The organism is Streptomyces sp. NPDC104106 (assembly GCF_055584345.1).
Window position 1 is genome coordinate 396725 of the sequence record NZ_JBVJMF010000005.1, and the last position, 18209, is coordinate 414933.

Sequence of the window (18209 nt, forward strand, 5' to 3'; positions counted from 1 at the left end):
CGTGGAGTCCCGCCTTCTTGATCTCATCTGGCTCCCGCCCGCTCCCCGGCACTGACCAGCCCTGAGCGGGGCGCACAGCCGTGCCCGGACGAAAGGGCCGGAGAGCCACTCACCACACAACGGGGAGAGTGCTTTGCGCTCCAAGAGACGAACTCGCGCGCCCCTGGTGGCCCTTGTGGCCTGCGCCGCCGTGACCGGCGGTCTGCTCCAGGCGGCGCCCGCCGGCGCCGTACCCAGACCGGACGCCGCCGCCCGCCCCGGCACCCCGTCGGCGCCCGCCGGCCGGGTGCAGAACCCGGACGGGAAACTCGGCAAGGGCTGGCGCGACAGCGCCGACCGCGCCGTCACCGCCGCCGCCGACGCGGACGGTCTGCGCCTGCTCGTCGCCGACAGCGACACGGCGTACACCTGGAAGACCGCCGCGCTGCTGTCCGAGCCGGGCATGCCGGCGGACTCGTGGATCGGCAACCAGTGCCTGATGGACCGCGCGCACGCGGCCGTCGTCTACGCGCCGCGCGCCTTCACCAACAAGCCCGACCTGATGCAGGGCGGCGCCTTCGCCGCCGTCGTCGACCTGACGACCGGCAAGGTGACGAAGCTGCCCTTCACCGCGTCGCTGGCCTCCTTCGACCCGTCCTGCAACACCACCACCCACCAGGCCGCGTTCACCGGCTTTCGGGACATGAACGACCCCGAGCACACCCGCACCCGCGTGATCACCGTGGACGTGTCCGGGAAGACCACGGGCACGGTGGCGGCCAAGGGCGAACTGACGAGTGCCGTACCGGTGAAGGACGGCACGGTCGCCGCGCTCGGCAGCCGTCTGGTCCACCTCGACCGCGCCGGCGCCGTGAAGAACCTCGCGACCGCGCACGGCGCGCCGTTCGACATCCGGCCCGCCGCCGACGGCCGCATCGCCTACGTCGAGCGCACGGGCGACGCCACGGCGAACGCCGAGCTGTTCACCGGCCGGGGCAGGCCGAAGGGCATCGCCTCGGGCCGGCTCGGCGACCTCGACCTCACGCAGGGCGACGCGGGCCGGGTCTTCCTCACCGGGCACCCCAAGGGCGCCCCCGCCACCGCGGGAACCGGCGTCACCCGCCTCGACGCCCCGGCCGGTACCGACGTGTCCTCCCAGGGCCGCCTCGCGATCGACCCGGTGCTCACCGCCGGGGTGCGGGCCGGCCTCACGCGCATCGGGAACGCGGGCAAGGGCTTCACGAAGTCCGAGGAACCCGCCCCGCGCCCCGCGGCGCCCGGCACCGTTGGTGACCAGCCCCTGACGGTCACCAGCACCGCCACCGCCACCGGGACCAGGCTGACGCAGAGCGTGCGCCAGGACGCCGGCGACGGCTCGGGGAACGACCCCTCCCCGGTCCTCGCCCCCCGGCACACCGTGAAACCCGCGTTGGTCTCCAACCCGCCCACGGACGACGACCGTTGGTGCGCCGTGTCGCGCAACGACGTCAAGGTGCAGGCGCTGCAGCCGACCTCGAACCAGGTCGAGTGGGCCGTGGACATGGCCATCCGGGGCGACCTGAGCGCGAGTTACATCCGGCAGGGCGGCTACCGCGACCAGGCGGGCCTCGGCACCGTCGACCCGCAGGCGCTGTTCCCGCTGCCGAAGCTGGCGGGCGGCGGCCGCATCCCGGCCAACGTGCTCCTCGGCATCATGGCGCAGGAGTCCAACCTGTGGCAGGCCGAGGGCGGCTCGATCCCCGGGCAGATGGGCAACCCGCTGGCCGCCGTCGACGGCTACTACGGCCACAAGGCCGAGCCCAGCGACCCGGCCGCCTACTGGCAGATCAACTGGGACAAGTCCGACTGCGGCTACGGCGTCGGCCAGGTGACCGACGGCATGCGGCTGGCCGGCCACGAGAAGCCGGGCGAGACCAGCCTGTCCCCCGGCCTGCAGAAGCTCGTCGCCATCGACTACGCGACGAACGTCGCCGCCTCCCTGAAGATCCTGGCCGACAAGTGGAACGAGGTCCACCGGCCCGGCCAGACGATCACCGTCAACAACGACGACTCGTCGATGGTGGAGAACTGGTTCACCGCCGTCTGGAACTACAACCTCGGCTTCAACCCGCCCTCGCAGGCCTCCCAGCACTCCGGCCACTGGGGCCTGGGCTGGTACAACAACCCGGCCAACCCGATCTACGCCAAGGGCTGGGGCCACCCGTTCATGAACACCGACGTGGACGGACCGGCGGCGAACAAGGACGCGGCCCATCCGCAGGACTGGCCGTACGAGGAGAAGGTGATGGGCTGGGCCGCCTGGTCCATCGACACCGGCTACTCCTACGCCACCTCCGGCCGCCAGGACTGGCCGGGCGAGTCCGGTTTCGCCTCGGCCGGCTTCCGGCCCGCCTGGTGGACCCTGCCCGCCCAGCGCATCGCCGTACAGCCGCCGCTGGACGCGTTCTGCAACTCCAGGAACAACTGCGACCCCAACACGCCGCCGAAGTGCCCGGACGCCGAGTGCTACGCGCAGTACTGGTGGAACCAGCCCAACGTCACCTGGAAGGCCGACTGCGCCACCAGTTGCGGCCACGAGAGCCTGAAGTACCAGTCCCTGGTGCAGGAGCCGGGGCGCGGCTACCGTCTCCAGACCGGCACCCCGGTGTGCTCCGGCGCCCCGGCCGGGTCCAAGGTCGTCGCCTCGGTGCCGGACGGGACACCGACCTGGAGCGATCAGAGCGGCTGTGCGACGATCCACTCCGCAGGAAGTTTCCAGTTCAAGTTCAACCCGGGTACGGAAGGCCGGTACGAAGCGAAGGCCGATCTGCACTCGGTGGGCGGCGGCTACGGCGGCCACTACTGGTACACCCACACCCGCGACGCCGGCCACTACGGCGGTGACGGCGGCTACATGACCATCGACGGCACCTGGACGCTCGGCCAGGGCCTGAACTGGGCGCGTGTCCTGGTCCAGCTGCCCGACACCGGCGCCCAGACCCGGCAGGCCACCTACACCGTGCTCGGCTCGGACAGCACGAGCCGCCAGCGCGTCGTGCTCCAGCGCGCCGGCGGATGGGTCAGCCTGGGCGCGTTCCACTTCAACGGCACCCCGCAGGTCGAGCTGTCGAACACCACCAAGGACGGAACCGCCGACGAGGACATCGCCTGGGGCGCGGTCGCCTTCCAGCCGCTGCCCGGCAAGCCGGCCGACTCCGTCGTCGCGATGGGCGACTCCTACTCCTCGGGTGAGGGCGCCAGCGCGCCGGGCGGCGGTGACTTCTACCCGGAGACCGACCACTACGAGAAGAACAACGACAAGGCGTGGGACAGCTGCCACCGCTCCACGCAGGCCTGGTCGCGGCAGGCCCGCCTGCCGGGCGAGTCCGCCTCCGTCGGGACCCTGGCCGACGCCCTCGACCCGAAGATGGACTACCACTTCGTCGCCTGCTCCGGAGCGCGCACCTACAACATGCTCCGCGACGGCCAGAACAGCGAGGTCGCGCAGATCGACACGGGCTACCTCGACAACAACACCACTCTGGTCACGCTGTCGGTCGGCGGCAACGACGCCCGGTTCACGGACGTGTTCAACCAGTGTGTGTGGAAGGCCGGTCTGGACCTGTGCCAGGACTCCTCGATCGGCAACAAGGACCCGGACACGGGCAAGGACCTGCCCGGGGACACCGGACCGCTCAAGGACTGGGCGCCGAAGTGGCTGCACGACCAGGTACGGCCGCGCATCGTGAACGTCCTCAACGAGATCCACAAGCGCGCCGGGCAGGCCCGGATCGTGCTCATGGGCTACCCGCGGCTGCTGTCCGCCGGCGGGCAGTGCATCCCCGGCATCGGCACCGAGGAGGCCCCCTGGCTGAACTCGGTCGCGGACACCCTCGACGAGGAGATGAAGGGCGCCGCCGCGGACGCGGGAACCCAGTCCGGCGCGAACGTGGTCTTCGCCGACCCGCGCGCCGAGTTCGACGGCAAGACCGTGTGCGGTGACCCGGAGGACGTGAACGGCATCGTCAAGACCGGTCTGTCCAAGGCGGACAACACCGGCGTCCTCGAGGTCGGCATGGCGTCCTTCCACCCGAAGATCGCCGGCGCGCGCCTGTACGCGAACGTGCTGGAGAGCACCCTCAAGTAAGGACCCGACGAGAACGGTGGGGCCTGAGTACGCGTACTCAGGCCCCACCCGTCATCAACGAAAGAGACTTGCCGCCATGAGTGACCATTCCCCCTCCCGCCGCGGTACGGGCGAGGACGTGCTCTTCGCGGTCCTGCTGTGGGTGCTCGACGCGATCGCCGGGATCGTCGTCCTGCTGACCGCCCTGGGGACGACCGACTTCAACATGTTCGAGCCGGACCGGAACGCGTCCGTGACGCCGGTCTTCGCCTGGGTGGCGGGGTTCGCGGCGGTGGTGCTGCTCTCGGCGGTCGGCCTGTACCGGCGGGGCTACCGGGCGAGCGTGGCGGCCCAGGTCGTGGCCGGCGCCGCGACCCTGGCATTCTGCGCCGCCGGACTCGGCGGGCACCTCACCCTGTGACCGGCTGGGCGTCCTCGTCCGCGGTGGCCGCCACCGGCTCCGCCGCGGGCGGGGGCGCCGCCTCGGCCCCGGCACCGGGCTCGGCCTCGGGGTCCGCTCCGGCCGTCTCCCGCTCGCGCAGTTCCTCCGCGTACTGCCGCAGATATCCCACCACCGTGTTGGTCACCGCCACCAGCGGTACGGCGACGACGGCGCCGCCGATGCCGGCCACCATGCCGCCGGCCGCGACCGTGAGGACGACCGCGAGCGGGTGGACGCGGACCGCGCGGCCGAGGATGAACGGCTGCAGGACGTGGCCCTCGATCTGCTGGACGGCGAGGACCACCACCAGGGTCATGACCGCGGTGAAGACGCCCTGGGTGACCAGGGCCACGATCACCGCCAGCGCCCCGGAGGCGACCGCGCCGACGAGCGGGATGAACGAGAACAGGAAGATGAACACGGCCAGCGGCACGGCCATGGGCACGTTCAGGAAGTAGATGCCGATGCCGATGAAGGTGGCGTCGATGAGGGCGACGAGGACCGTGCCGCGGACGTACGCGGTCAGGGTGCGCCAGGCGCGCGGGCCGGCGCCGGCCACGCCCGGGCGGGCGGCGGCGGGCACGAGCTTCAGGAACCACTCCCAGATGCGCTTGCCGTCGTAGAGCAGGAACAGCGTCGAGAAGAACACCAGCAGCAGGCCGGTGAGGAAGTCGACGATGACCTGGACGCCCTCCAGACCGAAGGACGTTATCTGGTCGGTGTTGGCGCCGATCGCCTCCCGCAGGTTCTTGGCGATCTGGTTGATCTGCTTGTCGGTGACGTGGAAGGGGCTCTTCAGCAGCCAGTTGCGCAGGTCGTCGATGCCGGACTGGATCTGGCTGGAGAGGGTGTCGGTGTTCTCCATGACCTGCCAGGTCACGAACCAGCCCATCAGCCCTATGACGACGAAGCCGCTGATGGCGGTGAGCGCGGTGGCGATGCCGCGCGGCACCCCGCGGCGGGTGAGCCGGGCGACCGTCGGCTGCAGCAGCGCGGTGACGAGCAGGGCGATGACGAAGGCGAACACCACCAGCTGCACCGAGCTGATGACCTGGATCAGGACCCAGACCGTGCCGGCGAGGACCAGCAGCCGCCAGCCCGCCTCGGCGGCGACGCGCACACCCCACGGGACGGCCTGGGCCGGATCGGGCCGGGGCCCGGCCGGCGGGGCGGGCTTACGGACGGGGGGCGGGGGGTCGGCTACGGCGGCCGGAGCGGGAGCGGGACGTCCGGGCGCGGCGAGCGGGTCGCTGTCCTGCTCGACCTCGGCGCGGCGCTCGTCCAGGCGCTCGCTCATCTCGGTGAGACCGGCACCGAGCTTGCCGAGCCACCCTGGCACTCGCGACATGATCCGACCTCTTCCCCCGCGTCCCCGCGTGTTCGCCACCTCTCCTCCCCCTGGAGGTATCCGGATAGACCGTACAGGGCGAAAGCCCCTCCCCTGAGGACGGGGAGGGGCTTCGCGAGGTTGAGAGCCGCGGCCGGGCTTTCAGTAGTTGCCGTTCGCCTGCCAGTACGACCAGGCATCACAGGGGCTGCCGTACCGCTCGTTCATGTAGCTCAGGCCCCACTTGATCTGCGTGGCCGGGTTGGTCCGCCAGTCGGCGCCCGCGGACGCCATCTTGCCGGCGGGCAGCGCCTGCACGAGGCCGTAGGCGCCGGAGGAGGCGTTGACCGCCTGGTAGTTCCAGGTGGACTCGTGGTCCACGATGTTGCTGAAGCACTGGAACTGGCCGGCCGGCACGATCTGCCGTGCGATGGCCTGGACCTGCGCCACCGTGTACGAGGACTGCACGGGGAAGATGCCGTCGCCGCCGCCGTCGGAGCTGCGGCTGGCCGCCGCCTTCGTCTGCTCGCGCTGCTTGGCGTCGTCCGCCGCCTTCTGGGCGGCCGCCTTCTTCGCGTACGCGGTCTCGGCGGCTGCCTTGCGGGCCGCCTCCTCGGCGTCCTTCTTGGCGGTGGCGTCCGCGGCGATGGCCTGGGCGTCGGCCTGCTGCGTCAGGGACGCGGACTGGACCTGGGCCTGCTGACCCGCGGGTATGTCCGCGAGGAGCGTGGTGTCGGCTGCCGTCGCCTCGGCGTCGTTGTTGTTCTGCGCGACGCTGCCCGAGGCAACTCCGACGACGCTTCCGACGGCGGTGACCGCGGTGGCCGAGGCCACTGCGAATCCCCGGACCGAAATCCGGCTCACACGGTTTCCTTCCAGCATCGCCCGCTTCGGTGACCCTGGCGGACGCAATCGTGCCCCTGACACTGGCCTCCCAACTGCGGGGTCACGGGAGGCACGGGCCCGGTGGGCGACTCCCCCTTCGGGAAGCGGCCGCATGGTGCTCGGGCGGCATACGACGAACTCTATGGAGTTGGTGGTGCTTCTGTGGTGCTGTACCGCTGGGGGTACAGGTGTGTCGTATGCGGGGCCTGACAGGACTGAGACTCTGCCGTAACTCAACGCCGAGTGGCAATTCCGAGTTGCGTGTGAAAGCTCACATCTCGTTTGGCCCCTGGGATTTCCGGAAAGCTCCACATGCCGAGGCGCCGCCCGGCTAGGCTCTTGGCCTTTGCCGGACGGCGCCAATACCCGTGCGGGAGGGGTCAGATGTGGCCGTCCTCCAGCATTTCGGTCACAAGTGCCGCGATCTGGGACCTCTCGGACCGCGTCAGGGTGACGTGGGCGAAGAGGGGATGTCCCTTCAGCTTCTCCACCACGGCGACCACGCCGTCGTAGCGACCGACCCGCAGATTGTCCCTTTGTGCCACATCATGGGTCAGAACGACCCGGGAGTTGGCGCCGATCCGGGACAGAACGGTCAGCAGGACGTTCCGCTCCAGCGACTGCGCCTCGTCCACGATCACGAACGCGTCGTGCAGCGAGCGGCCCCGGATGTGGGTGAGCGGGAGCACCTCCAGCATGCCGCGCGCGGTGACCTCCTCGATGACCTCGCGGCTGGTGACCGCCGAGAGGGTGTCGAAGACGGCCTGCGCCCACGGGCTCATCTTCTCCGCCTCGGTGCCGGGCAGATAGCCCAACTCCTGGCCGCCGACGGCGTACAGCGGCCGGAAGACCATCACCTTCTGGTGCTGACGGCGCTCCAGGACCGCCTCCAGGCCGGCGCACAGCGCCAGCGCCGACTTGCCGGTGCCGGCCCGGCCGCCCATCGAGACGATGCCCACGTCCGGGTCGAGCAGCAGGTCGAGCGCGATGCGCTGCTCGGCGCTGCGGCCCTTGATGCCGAACGCCTCACGGTCGCCGCGCACCAGGCGGACGTTGCCCTCCGCACTGATGCGGCCGAGCGCCTTGCCGCGCTCGGAGTGGATGGTCAGTCCGGTGTGCACCGGCAGCTCGGCGGCCTCCGGCACGTACAGCCGCCCTTCCTCGAAGAGGACGTCCACCTGCTCACCGGCCAGGGTGAGTTCGGACATGCCCGTCCAGCCGGAGTTCTCCGTGATGGCCAGCTCGGCCCGGTACTCCTCGGCGAGCAGGCCCACGGACGACGCCTTGATCCGCAGCGGCAGGTCCTTCGACACGACGGTGACGTCGTACCCCTCGGCCTGCAGGTTGCGGGCCACCGCGAGGATGCGGGAGTCGTTGTCCCCCAGGCGGTAGCCGGTGGGCAGCACGCTGGGGTCCGAGTGGTTGAGCTCGACACGGATCGTCCCGCCGAGTTCCCCGATCGGGATGGGGGCGTCGAGGCGGCCGCTCTTCACCCGGTAGTCGTCCAGCAGGCGCAGGGCCTGGCGGGCGAAGTAGCCGAGCTCGGGATGGTGCCGCTTGGCCTCCAGCTCCGTGACCACGACGATCGGGAGCACGACCTCGTGCTCGTCGAAGCGGGTCAGGGCGTTCGGGTCGGCCAGCAGGACGCTGGTGTCGAGAACATAGGTGCGCCGGTCTGGCTTGTGGCGCTTTGTGCTGGTCACCACGGAAGGACGTACCCCCTCGGATGAGGTCGGGGAGCGACGAGGTGGAAACAGGACCGGGAGGGTACGTCCAGTGCGGCCGGTCCCTGGCCCGCGCGCAGGGCGGGCCGGATACCGGCCCTCCGCGGCTGCTTCCGCGCGGTGACCGCGCGGTCGGGCTGGTGCAAAGGGCCTCCCGGGCGGACGGCCCCGTGCCGCCCGCTGAGATCCGACGCCCGTGGTTCGGGTGTCGACCTGTCTGGCTTATGCCCTCGAACATGCGCCGCCATGCAAATGCGGCCAACAGCGCGCCGGTGAACTCCTTGTGACATCCCCACGAACCGGCGCGCACGGCGACGCCCCGTCACCGGGCGGCGACGGGGCGTGCGGCGGGCTCAGCCGCCGTAACGGCGGTGACGTGCGGCGTAGTCGCGCAGGGCGCGCAGGAAGTCGACCTTGCGGAAGGCCGGCCAGAAGACCTCGCAGAAGTAGTACTCGGAGTGGGCGGTCTGCCAGAGCATGAATCCGGACAGCCGCTGTTCGCCGCTGGTGCGGATGACGAGGTCCGGGTCGGGCTGGTCGCTGGTGTAGAGGTGACGGCCGATCATGTCGATGTCGACGGAGTCGGCGAGGTCCTCCATCGGCACACCGCGGTCGTGCGCGTCGAGCAGCATGGAGCGCACGGCGTCGGCGATCTCCTGCCGGCCGCCGTAGCCGATGGCCACGTTGACCACTATTCCGTCGATGTGGGCGGTGGCCTCCTCGGCCTCCTTCAGTGTGTGCTGCATCCCGCTCGGCAGCAGGTCGAGCGCGCCCACATGGTGCACGCGCCAGCGGCCGTCGGCGGCGAGGCTGCGCACGACGTCCTCGATGATGCCGAGCAGGGGGACCAGTTCCTCCTGCGGACGGTCGAAGTTGTCCGTGGACAGCAGCCAGAGGGTGACGACTTCGACGTCGGTCTCGGTGCACCAGCCGAGGAACTCCTCGATCTTGTCGGCACCGGCCCGGTGGCCGTGGACGGTGGTCGAGCCGGACGCCTTCGCCCAGCGGCGGTTGCCGTCCATGATGACGCCGATGTGCTTGGGCACCTGAGCGTGGTCCAGGTGGCCTTCCACCCGGCGTGCGTAGAGCCTGACGAGCAGGCTGCGCAGGGTGTCGCGCAGGTTCACGTGGCCCTCCGGGGGATTGGCGGGGGTGAGCAGGTGCCGGAGCCGTGCGGCGCCTGAGCCGTTGAGCCTACCGCTGCTCGGGGCCTGGTACCGGCTCGGGGTTTGGGGGGCGGGGGGTTCGTCCGGTTCGCCGTCGGATGCGGGCCGGGGGCGCTTTCCGCGGCCTTTGAGTGGGGACGCGCGGCCCGCGCCGAGCGGTTCCGGAGTCGGGGCCACGAAAAAACGGGCCGGTCCGTGGGGGGGAGACGGACCGGCCCGAGGGGGGGTTTCCACCATAACCCTTCGTAAGGGATGGTGGGTGCATCGGCGTGCAACAACTACTCTCCGAAATCGCCCGGCGACGCCCCGATGGCCGCGGAAGGCCCGATTCAGGGGTGCCTCATGGCCGATTCACAGCGGAATCCCCGGGAGAACCGGTCGGAAGCGAGCCGATTCGGAAGAGTTCGTAAGGTTTGGGCCATATTGGGGACTGTGCGGCGAGTTGGTTGCAGGTCCCCCCGACGGGCTACCCGGCCCGTGAACGGCGTCTTGACGCCTCCGTCAGCCGCGGCGGACGGGGATCGAACGGGCCCACAGCACCGCGCAGCCCCCTCCACTGCGCGGTACCGGCCGCGCAGCTTTGCTCACGCGAATTACCCTTGGTCTGAACTTACGTGACCGGTGAGGCGGATGTGAACCCGAGCGGATAACAATGTGGAAACCCCGGGGAGGCACGGCCTGACCGAGGATGGATTCATCCCGCCCTGCGGGCGTCGAAGAGGTGCCGGGAGCTGTGCGCCACGAACGAACCCTCGCGCTCGATCCGCTCGTGCAGCGCGCGGAGTTGGGGCTCGTACGCCTCCACCGTGAAGTCCGGGACCATCCAGACCACCTTGCGCAGGAAGTGGACGACCGCGGCGATGTCGTGGAACTCCGTCCGCAGCCGCTCGGTCCGCAGTCCGACGACCTCCAGCCCCGCCGCCTCCGCCGCGGCCCGCTCCCGCTCGGGGTCCCGGCCGGCCCGCACCTCTGCGGACTGCGGCCCGAGGAAGAACTCAACGAGTTCGAAGACGCTGGCCGGTCCGACGTGCTGGGCGAAGTACGTGCCGCCGGGACGCAGCACCCGCGCGATCTCCGCCCAGTGCGGGCGCACCGGATGCCGGCTCAGGCACAGGTCGAAGGCCTCGTCGGCGAACGGCAGCGGCGCCTGGTCCGGGGCGGCGACGACCACCACGCCGCGCGGCCGCAGCAGCGCCGTGGCCTTGGCGACATTCGGCGGCCAGCCCTCGGTCGCGGCGACCAGCACCGGGCGGTCCGGCTCGGCCCGGCCCAGGGCGAAGTCCAGCACCTCGCCGCCGCCGGTCTGGATGGCCAGCGCCGCCCGCGCCCGGGCCAGCCGCTCCCCCGCCGACCCGGCGTACCCCCACGAGGGCCGCTGTTCGGTGGCCCGCCCCCCGAACCACGAGAAGTCCCACCCCTCGGTCGGTACGGCGGCCCCCTCCGCCACGAGATCCTCGAAGGAACGCTCCGCTGCCATGCCCCCATGCTCGCAGCCCGCGGCCGGCCCCGCCTGCGGTTTTCCTCGCTCCGCCGGCCCGCCGGTGCCCACGTGGCTCACCGGCCGGCATCTCGCAGTTCGGGACCGGCCGGCGCGTACGCCGCCTCGACGGTCGGGACGTCGAGCAGTCCGGCGGCCGGCAGCCGCCGGCCCGCGGTGCTCCCTCCGGCCGGTACCGCGCCTCCCGCACCTCCGCCGGCAACCCCCCGAACCGCGAGGGGCCGCAGTGTCGCCGCCCGCGGGACCCGCTCAAAGGGGGCACGGACGGCGCGCGGCACATGCGCGTGCGTCAAGCGCGCCGCCGCACAACAGGCAGGGTTCCAGGGTGGGGTGCAGAATCCCGCCCGGGTCGTACAACACGGCTCCCACGGGAGGCGGGGAAGGCAGGCGGGTCGGGGGGCGGTCATGGGCGGGGGGCGCGCGGGACCAGGGGGCGGACCTCCTCGGCGGTGAAGCGTACGAAGGCCTCGGGGTCGGGTTCGTCGGCGGTCGGCTGGAGGACGACCGTGTCGGCGCCGGCCTCGACGAGGCGCCGTACGGCCTCGGCCACGGCGGCCGCGTCGCCCGCGGCGCCGAGGCCGGGCACCGACTCCAGCCCCGCGGCGGCGAGTTCGGCCCGCAGCCGGGACCCGGCACCGGCTCCCGTCGCGGTCAGCAGATAGACGACGACCTGGTGCGGTTCGCCGGCGCGCCCGGCCTCGCGCTGCCCCTCCTCGATGAGCCGCCGCGCCTGTCGTACGCCGTCCGGCGGGGTCGCGGAGGTGAGGAGGGTGCCGTCCGACCTGGCGCCGGAAAGGCGGAGGGTGCGGGGGCCGGTGGCGCCGGTGAGGACGGGCACCGGCCGCGGCGGCGGCCAGTCGAGGGCGACGTCGTCCAGGGACACGTACCGCCCCCGCACGGTGAGCCGTTCGCCGCGCAGAAGGGCGCGCAGGGCGTCGAGGTGCTCGCCGAGGAGGGTGAGCGGGGAGGCGGCGCGAGCGCCGACCTGGCCCATCCAGTCCTGCACGCCGTGCCCGACGACGACGGTGGCGCGGCCGGGGAACATCCGGTGCAGGGAGGCGGTCTCCATGGCGGTGAGGGCCGCGTTCCGGAGCGGGACGGGCAGCAGCCCGACCCCGACACGCATCCGCTCGGTCCAGGCGAGTGCCGCGGCGGCGGTCGAGACGCCGCCCTCCAGGAAGCAGTCCTCCCACAGCCACAGCTCGTCGAGCCCCGCCTCCTCCGCGGCCGTTGCGACGGCGCGCAGCCGCTCGGGGGGAAGCTGGGGGCGGAACACGGCACCGAGTTCAGTCATGTCGGCCTTCCTAGTGGGGAGGAAGTGAATCGGCAACGTGTTTAGGCATCGGCCCTGTTGGGGGCGGCGAGCGGGAGGACGGGCGGGGAGATGGGACGCACACGCTGGCGGGACGGACACGGCACACTGATCGTGCAGGCCCCACCGGGCGGGACGGACACGGCCGTACCGCTGGAGATCGCCGCCTCCTACCGCGCCCGGACGAAGGGTCTGCTCGGCCGGGACGCGGTCGGCGGGGCGATGCTGCTGTCGCCGGCGAGCGGGGTGCACACGTTCGGGATGCGCATCCCGATCGACGTCGCCTACCTGGACCGCCACCTGACCGTCCTCGCCGTCCGCACCATGCCCCCCGGCCGCCTGGGCCTGCCCCGCCCGCGCGCCCGGCACGTGCTGGAAGCGGAGGCGGGGACGATGGCGGGGTGGGGGGTACGGGCGGGGGTGCGGGTGAGTGTCGAGCCGGGGTAACCGCGCGGACCCGGCGCGGTGCCGTTCGGCGACCAGGGCGAAGACGTTGAGTTCGCCCCGGCGGCCCACGGTGACCGCGGTCGGCGTGGCGGACCGGTGGGTGGGCGGGCCCTGGTCTTCCAGCGCCTCGGCATCGAGTGGGCGCGGTCGTGTGGTCCTCGACATGCACGTGCCCCTGGGTCTGCGGCCGGCGGTGGGGCGGGGACGCCGGGTCCCCGCCCCGAGTCAGCCGGTCACCAGCCCTTCGGCGTGGGCAGGTACGTGAAGCAGTAGTGGTGACCGCCGTAGTACTGATCGCCGTGGGTCAGCAGTGCCTTGCCGGTGGCCGGGCCGACGATGCCGTCGGCCTTGAGGCCGACCTCGCCCTGGAACCACTTGATCCACGACTCGGTGAGCGGGCCGAACGCGCCGTCCTCCTGTTCGGCGTTGGAGTAACCCAGCGCGTGCGCGTAGTCGTTCATCAGGTGCTGGGCACACCACACGCCGTGGGCGTTGTTGGGGTAGCCCGGGCCGATGTAGGACGCGGAGGTCGACGCGCTGGCGCTGCCCGCCAGGGCCGTGGTCGCGGCGAGTGCCGCGCCCGCGGCCACGAGACCGGCCCTGACGGCAAGTGACGTGAGAGTCATGCTTTCTCCCCGTATAGGACGTCGCAGCCGGTCGGTCACCCCGCTGCGATGGGATGTCCGGGACACTACGCGCGGCACCGGGCGCCGGGCGTCCCACGGCTGGGGGAAGTCGCCGTAAACCTGGGACGTAGGAGACGGCGGAGGGTAAACCCTCGTGGCAGAGCCGGGTCGTCTCGGCGGGGAGGCCGCCTGGCGCGCGAAGGTCACAGGTGCCGGGCCAGGAACTGCACGGCCAGGCTGGTGGCGGACACCACCAGCCACAGGCAGCCCCCGAGCAGCAGGGGTGCGGGGCCGGTACGGCGCAGTCTGGAGGGTTCGGTGGACAGCCCGATCGCGGACAGCGCGACGGTGATCAGGAAGACGGCGAGCGTGCCGAGCGGGCCGTGGGCGCCGGGCGGGACGAGGCCGGCCGTGTTCGCGGCCGCGAGGACGAGGAAGCCGAGGAGGAACCACGGCACCAGTCGGCCGACGCGCACCGGGCCGGCCGGGGCCTGCCCGGAACCCGCCGGGCCGCCGTCGGCCGGCGCGTACGCCGTCCGCGCGCGGCGGCGGGCGAGGGCGGCGAGGCCCAGGCAGACGGGGATGATCAGCAGCGTGCGGGCCAGCTTGACCACCACCGCGTAGTCGGCCGCCGGACCGCCGTAGGTGGTGGCGGCGGCGACCACCGACGACATGTCGTTGACCGCGGTGCCGGCGAACAGGCCGAAGGCGTGCTGCCCCATGCCCAGCAGATGCCCGAGGACGGGGAAGGTCAGCACCGCGGCGACGTTGAAGACGAAGATCGTGGAGACGGCGTAGGCCACCTCCGCCTCGGCCGCGCCGATGACCGGCGTGACCGCGGCGATCGCTGAGGCACCGCAGATGCCGGTGCCCACCCCGATCAGGGTGCGCAGGTCGCCGACGACACCGAGGCGCCGTCCGATCCCGTACGCCGCCGCCAGGCAGACCGCGAGGGTCACGAGCATCACCGGCAGCGAGCCGGCACCGACCCGCAGCACCTGGCCCAGGGACAGCTGGGCGCCCAGGACGACCACCGCGGCCTGGAGCACTCCCCGCCCGGCGAAGGCGATGCCGGGCCGCAGCCGGTCGCCGGGGCGCACGGCGACCGCCACCAGCACCCCGAGCACGATCGCGCACACCGGCCCGCCGACGACGGGGACCAGCCGGCCCAGCGCGGCCGCGACGAGGGCGACCCCGACGGCGAGGCCCAACCCCGGGAGCGGGACGACGAGGGCGGCGCCGGGCCGGCGGGCGGTGGCGGGCCTTCGGGCGGTGGCGGCGCGGGGCGGCTGGGTGGTCCCTGACCGGGAGAGGCTGACGTCCTTCATGATCACCACTCTGTGCGGCCCCGGCGCCGTGCTGTAGCCCCCGATCGAGCACCAGCTCATAGCGTGTCCGTATGACCCGCCCATACGCTGGCGCTGTGACCGATTCCCCCGCGCCGGATCCCCGTCTCGCCTCCCCTCCCCTGCGCGCCCCCGACCTGGAGTCCTTGCGGCTCCTCGTCCTCGTGGCCGACCTGGGGAGCCTCGGCCGGGCGGCCGAGCGGCTGCGGATCTCCCAGCCGTCCGCCAGCCGCCGGATGTCCACGATGGAACGCGGGCTGGGACTGGTGCTGGTCGACCGGACCCGCCGCGGCTCCCGGCTGACGCTCGCCGGCCAGGTCGTCGCCGGACACGCCCGGCGGGTCCTGGACGACCTGGACGAGCTGCTCACCGGGGCGGCCGAGCTGCGTGACCGGCGGGAGGCCGAACTGCGCGTCGCGGCGAGCCTGACCATCGCGGAGTACCTGCTGCCCGCCTGGATCAGCGAGCTGCGCGGCCGCAGGCCGGAGCTGTACATCGGGCTGCAGGTGACCAACAGCGAGCACGTGCCCGAGCTGGTCGAGTCGGGCGCGGCCGACATCGGGTTCATCGAGGGGCCGCGCCTGTCCCGTGTGATGTCCACCCGGCAGGTGGCCGAGGACCGGCTCGTGGTCGTGGTCGACCCCGGTCACCCGTGGGCGCGGCGACGCGAGCCCTTGTCGGCGCAGGAGCTGGCCCGTGCGCCGCTGGTGCTGCGCGAGAGCGGTTCCGGCACGCGGCAGACCCTGGACCGCGCCCTGCACCTGGCCGGCTGTGAACGCGTCCGGCCCCTGGTGGAACTCGGCTCGACGGCCGCCGTGCGCGGCGCGGTGATCGCCGGCACCGGGCCGTCCGTCCTGAGTGAGCTGGCCGTCCGCGGGGACATCGCGGAGGGCCGGCTGATCGGCGTGGACGTCGCGGGCGTCGACCTCACACGCGACCTGCGCGCGGTCTGGCCGACGGGGCGGCGCCTGGTGGGCCCGGCGGCGGAACTCGTCACGGTGGCCCGCCGGGTGGTCGGCAGAGAACGGCCGCCCCGACCGTAGGGCCCCACGGAACGGCGATGCCGGCCTCGCCGCGCCCCCGGGGCACCGGCTCTCGCCGAGGGCGGGGAGCCTCTCGTGCGGGAATCCGGGCAGCACCCGCGGCTTCGCCGGCGCCCGTGCCCCGCCACGCACCGCCCATCGGTTCAACGCCCCGGCGGCCCTGGGCCGAGGGGAGACGGCTCATGGCCGGGGAGCCCCGGCCCAACCCTAGGAGGTGCGGGGGAAGGACACCTCCACGCGGCGGTTCTTCCGGCGGCCCTCCTCGGTGGAGTTGTCGGCGATCGGGAACTGCTCGCCGTAACCACGGACTTCGAAGGTGACGTTCGGGTCGTTCAGGTCCTGGTCCAGGACGGCCTGGACGGCGTTCGCACGCTGCCTGGACAGGATGTCGCCGTGGGCGGAGGAGCCGAGGTTGTCGGTGAAGCCGAAGACCCTGACCTGGGTCGCGTTCTGCTTCTTGATCTCCTCGGCGATGGTGGCGATCCGGGCCTTGGCGTCGTCGCCGAGCTTGGCGCTGTCCTTGCCGAACAGCACCTCCGCCTGGAGCGCGAAGGTCACGTCCGCGTTGGTGTCCTCGCGGCGTTCGTCCCCGCTCTGGTCCTCCACGACCGACTTGATGTCCAGCACCTTGGGGGCGGCGAGGGTGGCGCCCTCGGGGAGCTTGAGGTTCGGGGAGGTCGGGTCGATCCTGACCGGCGCGGAGGCGGAGGGCGCGGTGTCGGGGGGCTGGCTGGGGCCGGTGCCGTCGGCCCGGGCCGGGATGGCGGAGAGGAGGAGGGCGGCCACGGAGAGGGTGAGTGTGAGGCGGGTGGTGGTCACTGGCGCGTCACCCGGAGATCTTGATGGTGGCGGAGGAGAAGGTCGGCAGCTGGAACTCCACCGCGGAGGTGTTCGCGGGCGGTGCCGGGAACTGCATGAACACCGCCAGGGTGGCGCCGGCCTGGAGCGTCGTGAATCCGGTGGTGGTCAGCGGGCGGCCGTCGGTGTCCCGCAGCACGTAGTACCGCTTCTTGCCCTGCGCGTCGACCAGGGTGGCACCGCCCAGGGACTTGCCGTTCTTGATGATCTCGGTCTCGTTGCCACTCAGGGCGGACGGGATCACCACGATCTGCGAGCCGTCGTTCTTCATCGTGCCGTTGACGGTGAGGAATCCGCCCGAGTCCCGTTGTGCGGAGGTGATCTGGAGATCCAGTCCGTCCGATCCCCTCACCTCGGCAAGCGGCTGCTCCGACTGCCCCTCCTGGGCACTGGGGCCTGCCCCGCCCGACCGGGAGACGGACGGCGAGCTGTTCGGCTTCTTGTCGTCACCGCCGCCGCTGCCCCCACAACCGGCCACACCGACGGCCAGACCAGCCACGAGAGCCCATGCGACCATCCCCCTGCGGGCCTTCGCAGTGAACCGAATGCTCATCGCTCCGCTTCCTTCAATCAATCATCGATCGGTTGTCGGTCGGCTCAGCCGGCCAGATGGACGTCGAAGAGGTCTTCCGGCTTCGGCAGCCCCGACGGATCACCGCCGGCCTTGAGATGCCAGACCTTGGCCTTGCAGGTGAGGTCGGGCAGATTCGCGCCTTTGCCGCCCGCGTCGGGGAGCTTGAACGGGCAGAGGGGTTCGATCTCGGCGATGGCGTGCGCCGTCGACTTGACGTTCTCGGTCCCGGGGACGACGGACCGGCCGACGGACTTGTTCGTCTGCACGTCGGCCCGGTACTTCAGGGACTCCGGGGAGAAGCAGGCACTCAGCCGGGCGTCGTTCTGCGTGGCGAGTGCCGCGGCCCGCCCGCACGGGGCGGTCGGGTCGGCGATCGGCGACGTGCCGTCGAGGATGTTCTGCCACTTCGTCGGGTCCAGCAGGACCTTCAGCCACGCCTCCGTGAGCTGGTGGCGCGTGTTCTGGGCCGCGGCGAGGGCCGCCGCGTCCGCGGCCGTCTGGGCGCCGCCGCGGTTCACGGAGGCCTGGCCGACCGCGAGGTACGCCAGAGCGAGAAAGAGCAGGCCCGCCACCACCGTGAGGTAGATGGGGAAGGCCTGCCCCGCGTCGCCGTGTGGAGAGATCAGCCGCCGGTGACCTGGGAGATCTTCCTCGTGATCGCGTCGAAGATCGTCTGCCCGATGCTCGTACCGGTGATCGCCAGCACGATCGCCACGACCACCGCGATGATGCCGAGGTACTCCACCGCGGTCTGCCCCCGGTCGCTGCGGGCTGCGCGGGTCTGCAGGTACGCGACGGTGGTGTTGAACCATTTGCTCACGGCTGTCCCCTCCGGCTTCGCCTCCGATCCGGGCACCGTACGGCCGCACGCGGCGGC

At 72.1% G+C, this 18209-nt stretch carries 16 protein-coding genes; 4 read left to right on the forward strand and 12 right to left on the reverse strand.

The window, feature by feature from the left end; all coding sequences use genetic code 11:
- Positions 1 to 133: 133 nt before the first annotated feature.
- Together ACZ60X_RS15410 and ACZ60X_RS15415 are read left to right on the forward strand one after the other, a co-directional pair.
- Positions 134 to 4105, forward strand: coding sequence for an SGNH/GDSL hydrolase family protein (locus tag ACZ60X_RS15410; RefSeq protein ID WP_469598232.1), 3972 nt, complete (start codon positions 134 to 136; stop codon positions 4103 to 4105).
- A 76-nt stretch (positions 4106 to 4181) separates the two neighbouring features.
- The gene (locus tag ACZ60X_RS15415) at positions 4182 to 4505 is read left to right on the forward strand and encodes a hypothetical protein (RefSeq protein ID WP_469598235.1); all 324 of its coding nucleotides are present in this window, start codon (positions 4182 to 4184) and stop codon (positions 4503 to 4505) included.
- Here ACZ60X_RS15415 and ACZ60X_RS15420 read toward each other — a convergent pair.
- The 6 genes from ACZ60X_RS15420 to ACZ60X_RS15445 all read right to left on the reverse strand — a co-directional run bounded on the left by ACZ60X_RS15420 (position 4495) and on the right by ACZ60X_RS15445 (position 12540).
- Entirely contained in the window at positions 4495 to 5874 is a 1380-nt protein-coding gene (locus ACZ60X_RS15420; protein ID WP_469598240.1) for an AI-2E family transporter, read from the reverse strand. The genes ACZ60X_RS15415 and ACZ60X_RS15420 overlap by 11 nt on opposite strands.
- Positions 5875 to 6015: 141 nt before the next feature.
- Positions 6016 to 6717, reverse strand: a complete 702-nt coding sequence (locus ACZ60X_RS15425; protein WP_469598242.1) for an aggregation-promoting factor C-terminal-like domain-containing protein — start codon at positions 6715 to 6717, stop codon at positions 6016 to 6018.
- Positions 6718 to 7118: 401 nt separating this feature from the next.
- Positions 7119 to 8444 (reverse strand): PhoH family protein, encoded by a 1326-nt coding sequence (locus ACZ60X_RS15430; protein ID WP_469598245.1) that lies wholly within the window; start codon positions 8442 to 8444, stop codon positions 7119 to 7121.
- A gap of 371 nt (positions 8445 to 8815) precedes the next feature.
- Positions 8816 to 9589, reverse strand: a complete 774-nt coding sequence (locus ACZ60X_RS15435; protein WP_469598247.1) for an isoprenyl transferase — start codon at positions 9587 to 9589, stop codon at positions 8816 to 8818.
- A gap of 733 nt (positions 9590 to 10322) precedes the next feature.
- Positions 10323 to 11105, reverse strand: coding sequence for a methyltransferase domain-containing protein (locus ACZ60X_RS15440; protein ID WP_469598250.1), 783 nt, complete (start codon positions 11103 to 11105; stop codon positions 10323 to 10325).
- 424 nt (positions 11106 to 11529) lie between these two features.
- Positions 11530 to 12540 carry an LLM class flavin-dependent oxidoreductase gene (locus ACZ60X_RS15445; protein ID WP_469598253.1) on the reverse strand — a complete coding sequence of 337 codons (1011 nt, stop codon included), beginning with the start codon at positions 12538 to 12540 and terminating at the stop codon, positions 11530 to 11532.
- On the opposite strand from ACZ60X_RS15445, the gene ACZ60X_RS15450 reads away from it, so the two are divergent.
- A complete protein-coding gene (locus ACZ60X_RS15450) occupies positions 12511 to 12885 on the forward strand; it encodes a DUF192 domain-containing protein (RefSeq protein ID WP_469598256.1) in 375 nt (124 codons plus the stop codon). The two genes, ACZ60X_RS15445 and ACZ60X_RS15450, sit on opposite strands and share 30 nt — an antisense overlap.
- A gap of 233 nt (positions 12886 to 13118) precedes the next feature.
- Here ACZ60X_RS15450 and ACZ60X_RS15455 read toward each other — a convergent pair whose 3' ends face one another.
- Both ACZ60X_RS15455 and ACZ60X_RS15460 read right to left on the reverse strand, forming a co-directional pair.
- Positions 13119 to 13511 carry a peptidoglycan-binding domain-containing protein gene (locus ACZ60X_RS15455; protein WP_469598259.1) on the reverse strand — a complete coding sequence of 131 codons (393 nt, stop codon included), beginning with the start codon at positions 13509 to 13511 and terminating at the stop codon, positions 13119 to 13121.
- A 203-nt stretch (positions 13512 to 13714) separates the two neighbouring features.
- Entirely contained in the window at positions 13715 to 14839 is a 1125-nt protein-coding gene (locus ACZ60X_RS15460; RefSeq protein ID WP_469598261.1) for a YeiH family protein, read from the reverse strand.
- 95 nt (positions 14840 to 14934) lie between these two features.
- On the opposite strand from ACZ60X_RS15460, the gene ACZ60X_RS15465 reads away from it, so the two are divergent.
- Positions 14935 to 15900: a LysR family transcriptional regulator gene (locus tag ACZ60X_RS15465; protein WP_469598263.1), complete on the forward strand. Its 966-nt coding sequence runs from the start codon at positions 14935 to 14937 to the stop codon at positions 15898 to 15900.
- Between the two features lie 207 nt (positions 15901 to 16107).
- Here the strand turns inward: ACZ60X_RS15465 and ACZ60X_RS15470 are convergent, their stop codons facing one another.
- Genes ACZ60X_RS15470 through ACZ60X_RS15485 form a run of 4 tightly spaced genes read right to left on the reverse strand, consistent with a single transcriptional unit; the run spans position 16108 to position 18152 of the window.
- The gene (locus ACZ60X_RS15470; protein WP_469598265.1) at positions 16108 to 16719 is read right to left on the reverse strand and encodes an OmpA family protein; all 612 of its coding nucleotides are present in this window, start codon (positions 16717 to 16719) and stop codon (positions 16108 to 16110) included.
- A gap of 7 nt (positions 16720 to 16726) precedes the next feature.
- A complete protein-coding gene (locus ACZ60X_RS15475; RefSeq protein WP_469598267.1) occupies positions 16727 to 17311 on the reverse strand; it encodes a hypothetical protein in 585 nt (194 codons plus the stop codon).
- Between the two features lie 44 nt (positions 17312 to 17355).
- The gene (locus ACZ60X_RS15480; protein ID WP_469598439.1) at positions 17356 to 17958 is read right to left on the reverse strand and encodes a pilus assembly protein TadG-related protein; all 603 of its coding nucleotides are present in this window, start codon (positions 17956 to 17958) and stop codon (positions 17356 to 17358) included.
- A complete protein-coding gene (locus ACZ60X_RS15485; RefSeq protein WP_469598269.1) occupies positions 17955 to 18152 on the reverse strand; it encodes a Flp family type IVb pilin in 198 nt (65 codons plus the stop codon). The genes ACZ60X_RS15480 and ACZ60X_RS15485 overlap by 4 nt, the downstream gene beginning before the upstream one ends.
- Between the last annotated feature and the right edge of the window lie 57 nt (positions 18153 to 18209).

Coding starts and splice junctions, on each gene's coding strand:
- ACZ60X_RS15420 (WP_469598240.1), bottom strand. CDS start 5,874: ATGTCGCGAGTGCCAGGGTGGCTCGGCAAGCTCGGTGCCGGTCTCACC.
- ACZ60X_RS15460 (WP_469598261.1), bottom strand. CDS start 14,839: ATGAAGGACGTCAGCCTCTCCCGGTCAGGGACCACCCAGCCGCCCCGC.
- ACZ60X_RS15415 (WP_469598235.1), top strand. CDS start 4,182: ATGAGTGACCATTCCCCCTCCCGCCGCGGTACGGGCGAGGACGTGCTC.
- ACZ60X_RS15450 (WP_469598256.1), top strand. CDS start 12,511: ATGGGACGCACACGCTGGCGGGACGGACACGGCACACTGATCGTGCAG.
- ACZ60X_RS15440 (WP_469598250.1), bottom strand. CDS start 11,105: ATGGCAGCGGAGCGTTCCTTCGAGGATCTCGTGGCGGAGGGGGCCGCC.
- ACZ60X_RS15475 (WP_469598267.1), bottom strand. CDS start 17,311: ATGAGCATTCGGTTCACTGCGAAGGCCCGCAGGGGGATGGTCGCATGG.
- ACZ60X_RS15455 (WP_469598259.1), bottom strand. CDS start 13,511: ATGACTCTCACGTCACTTGCCGTCAGGGCCGGTCTCGTGGCCGCGGGC.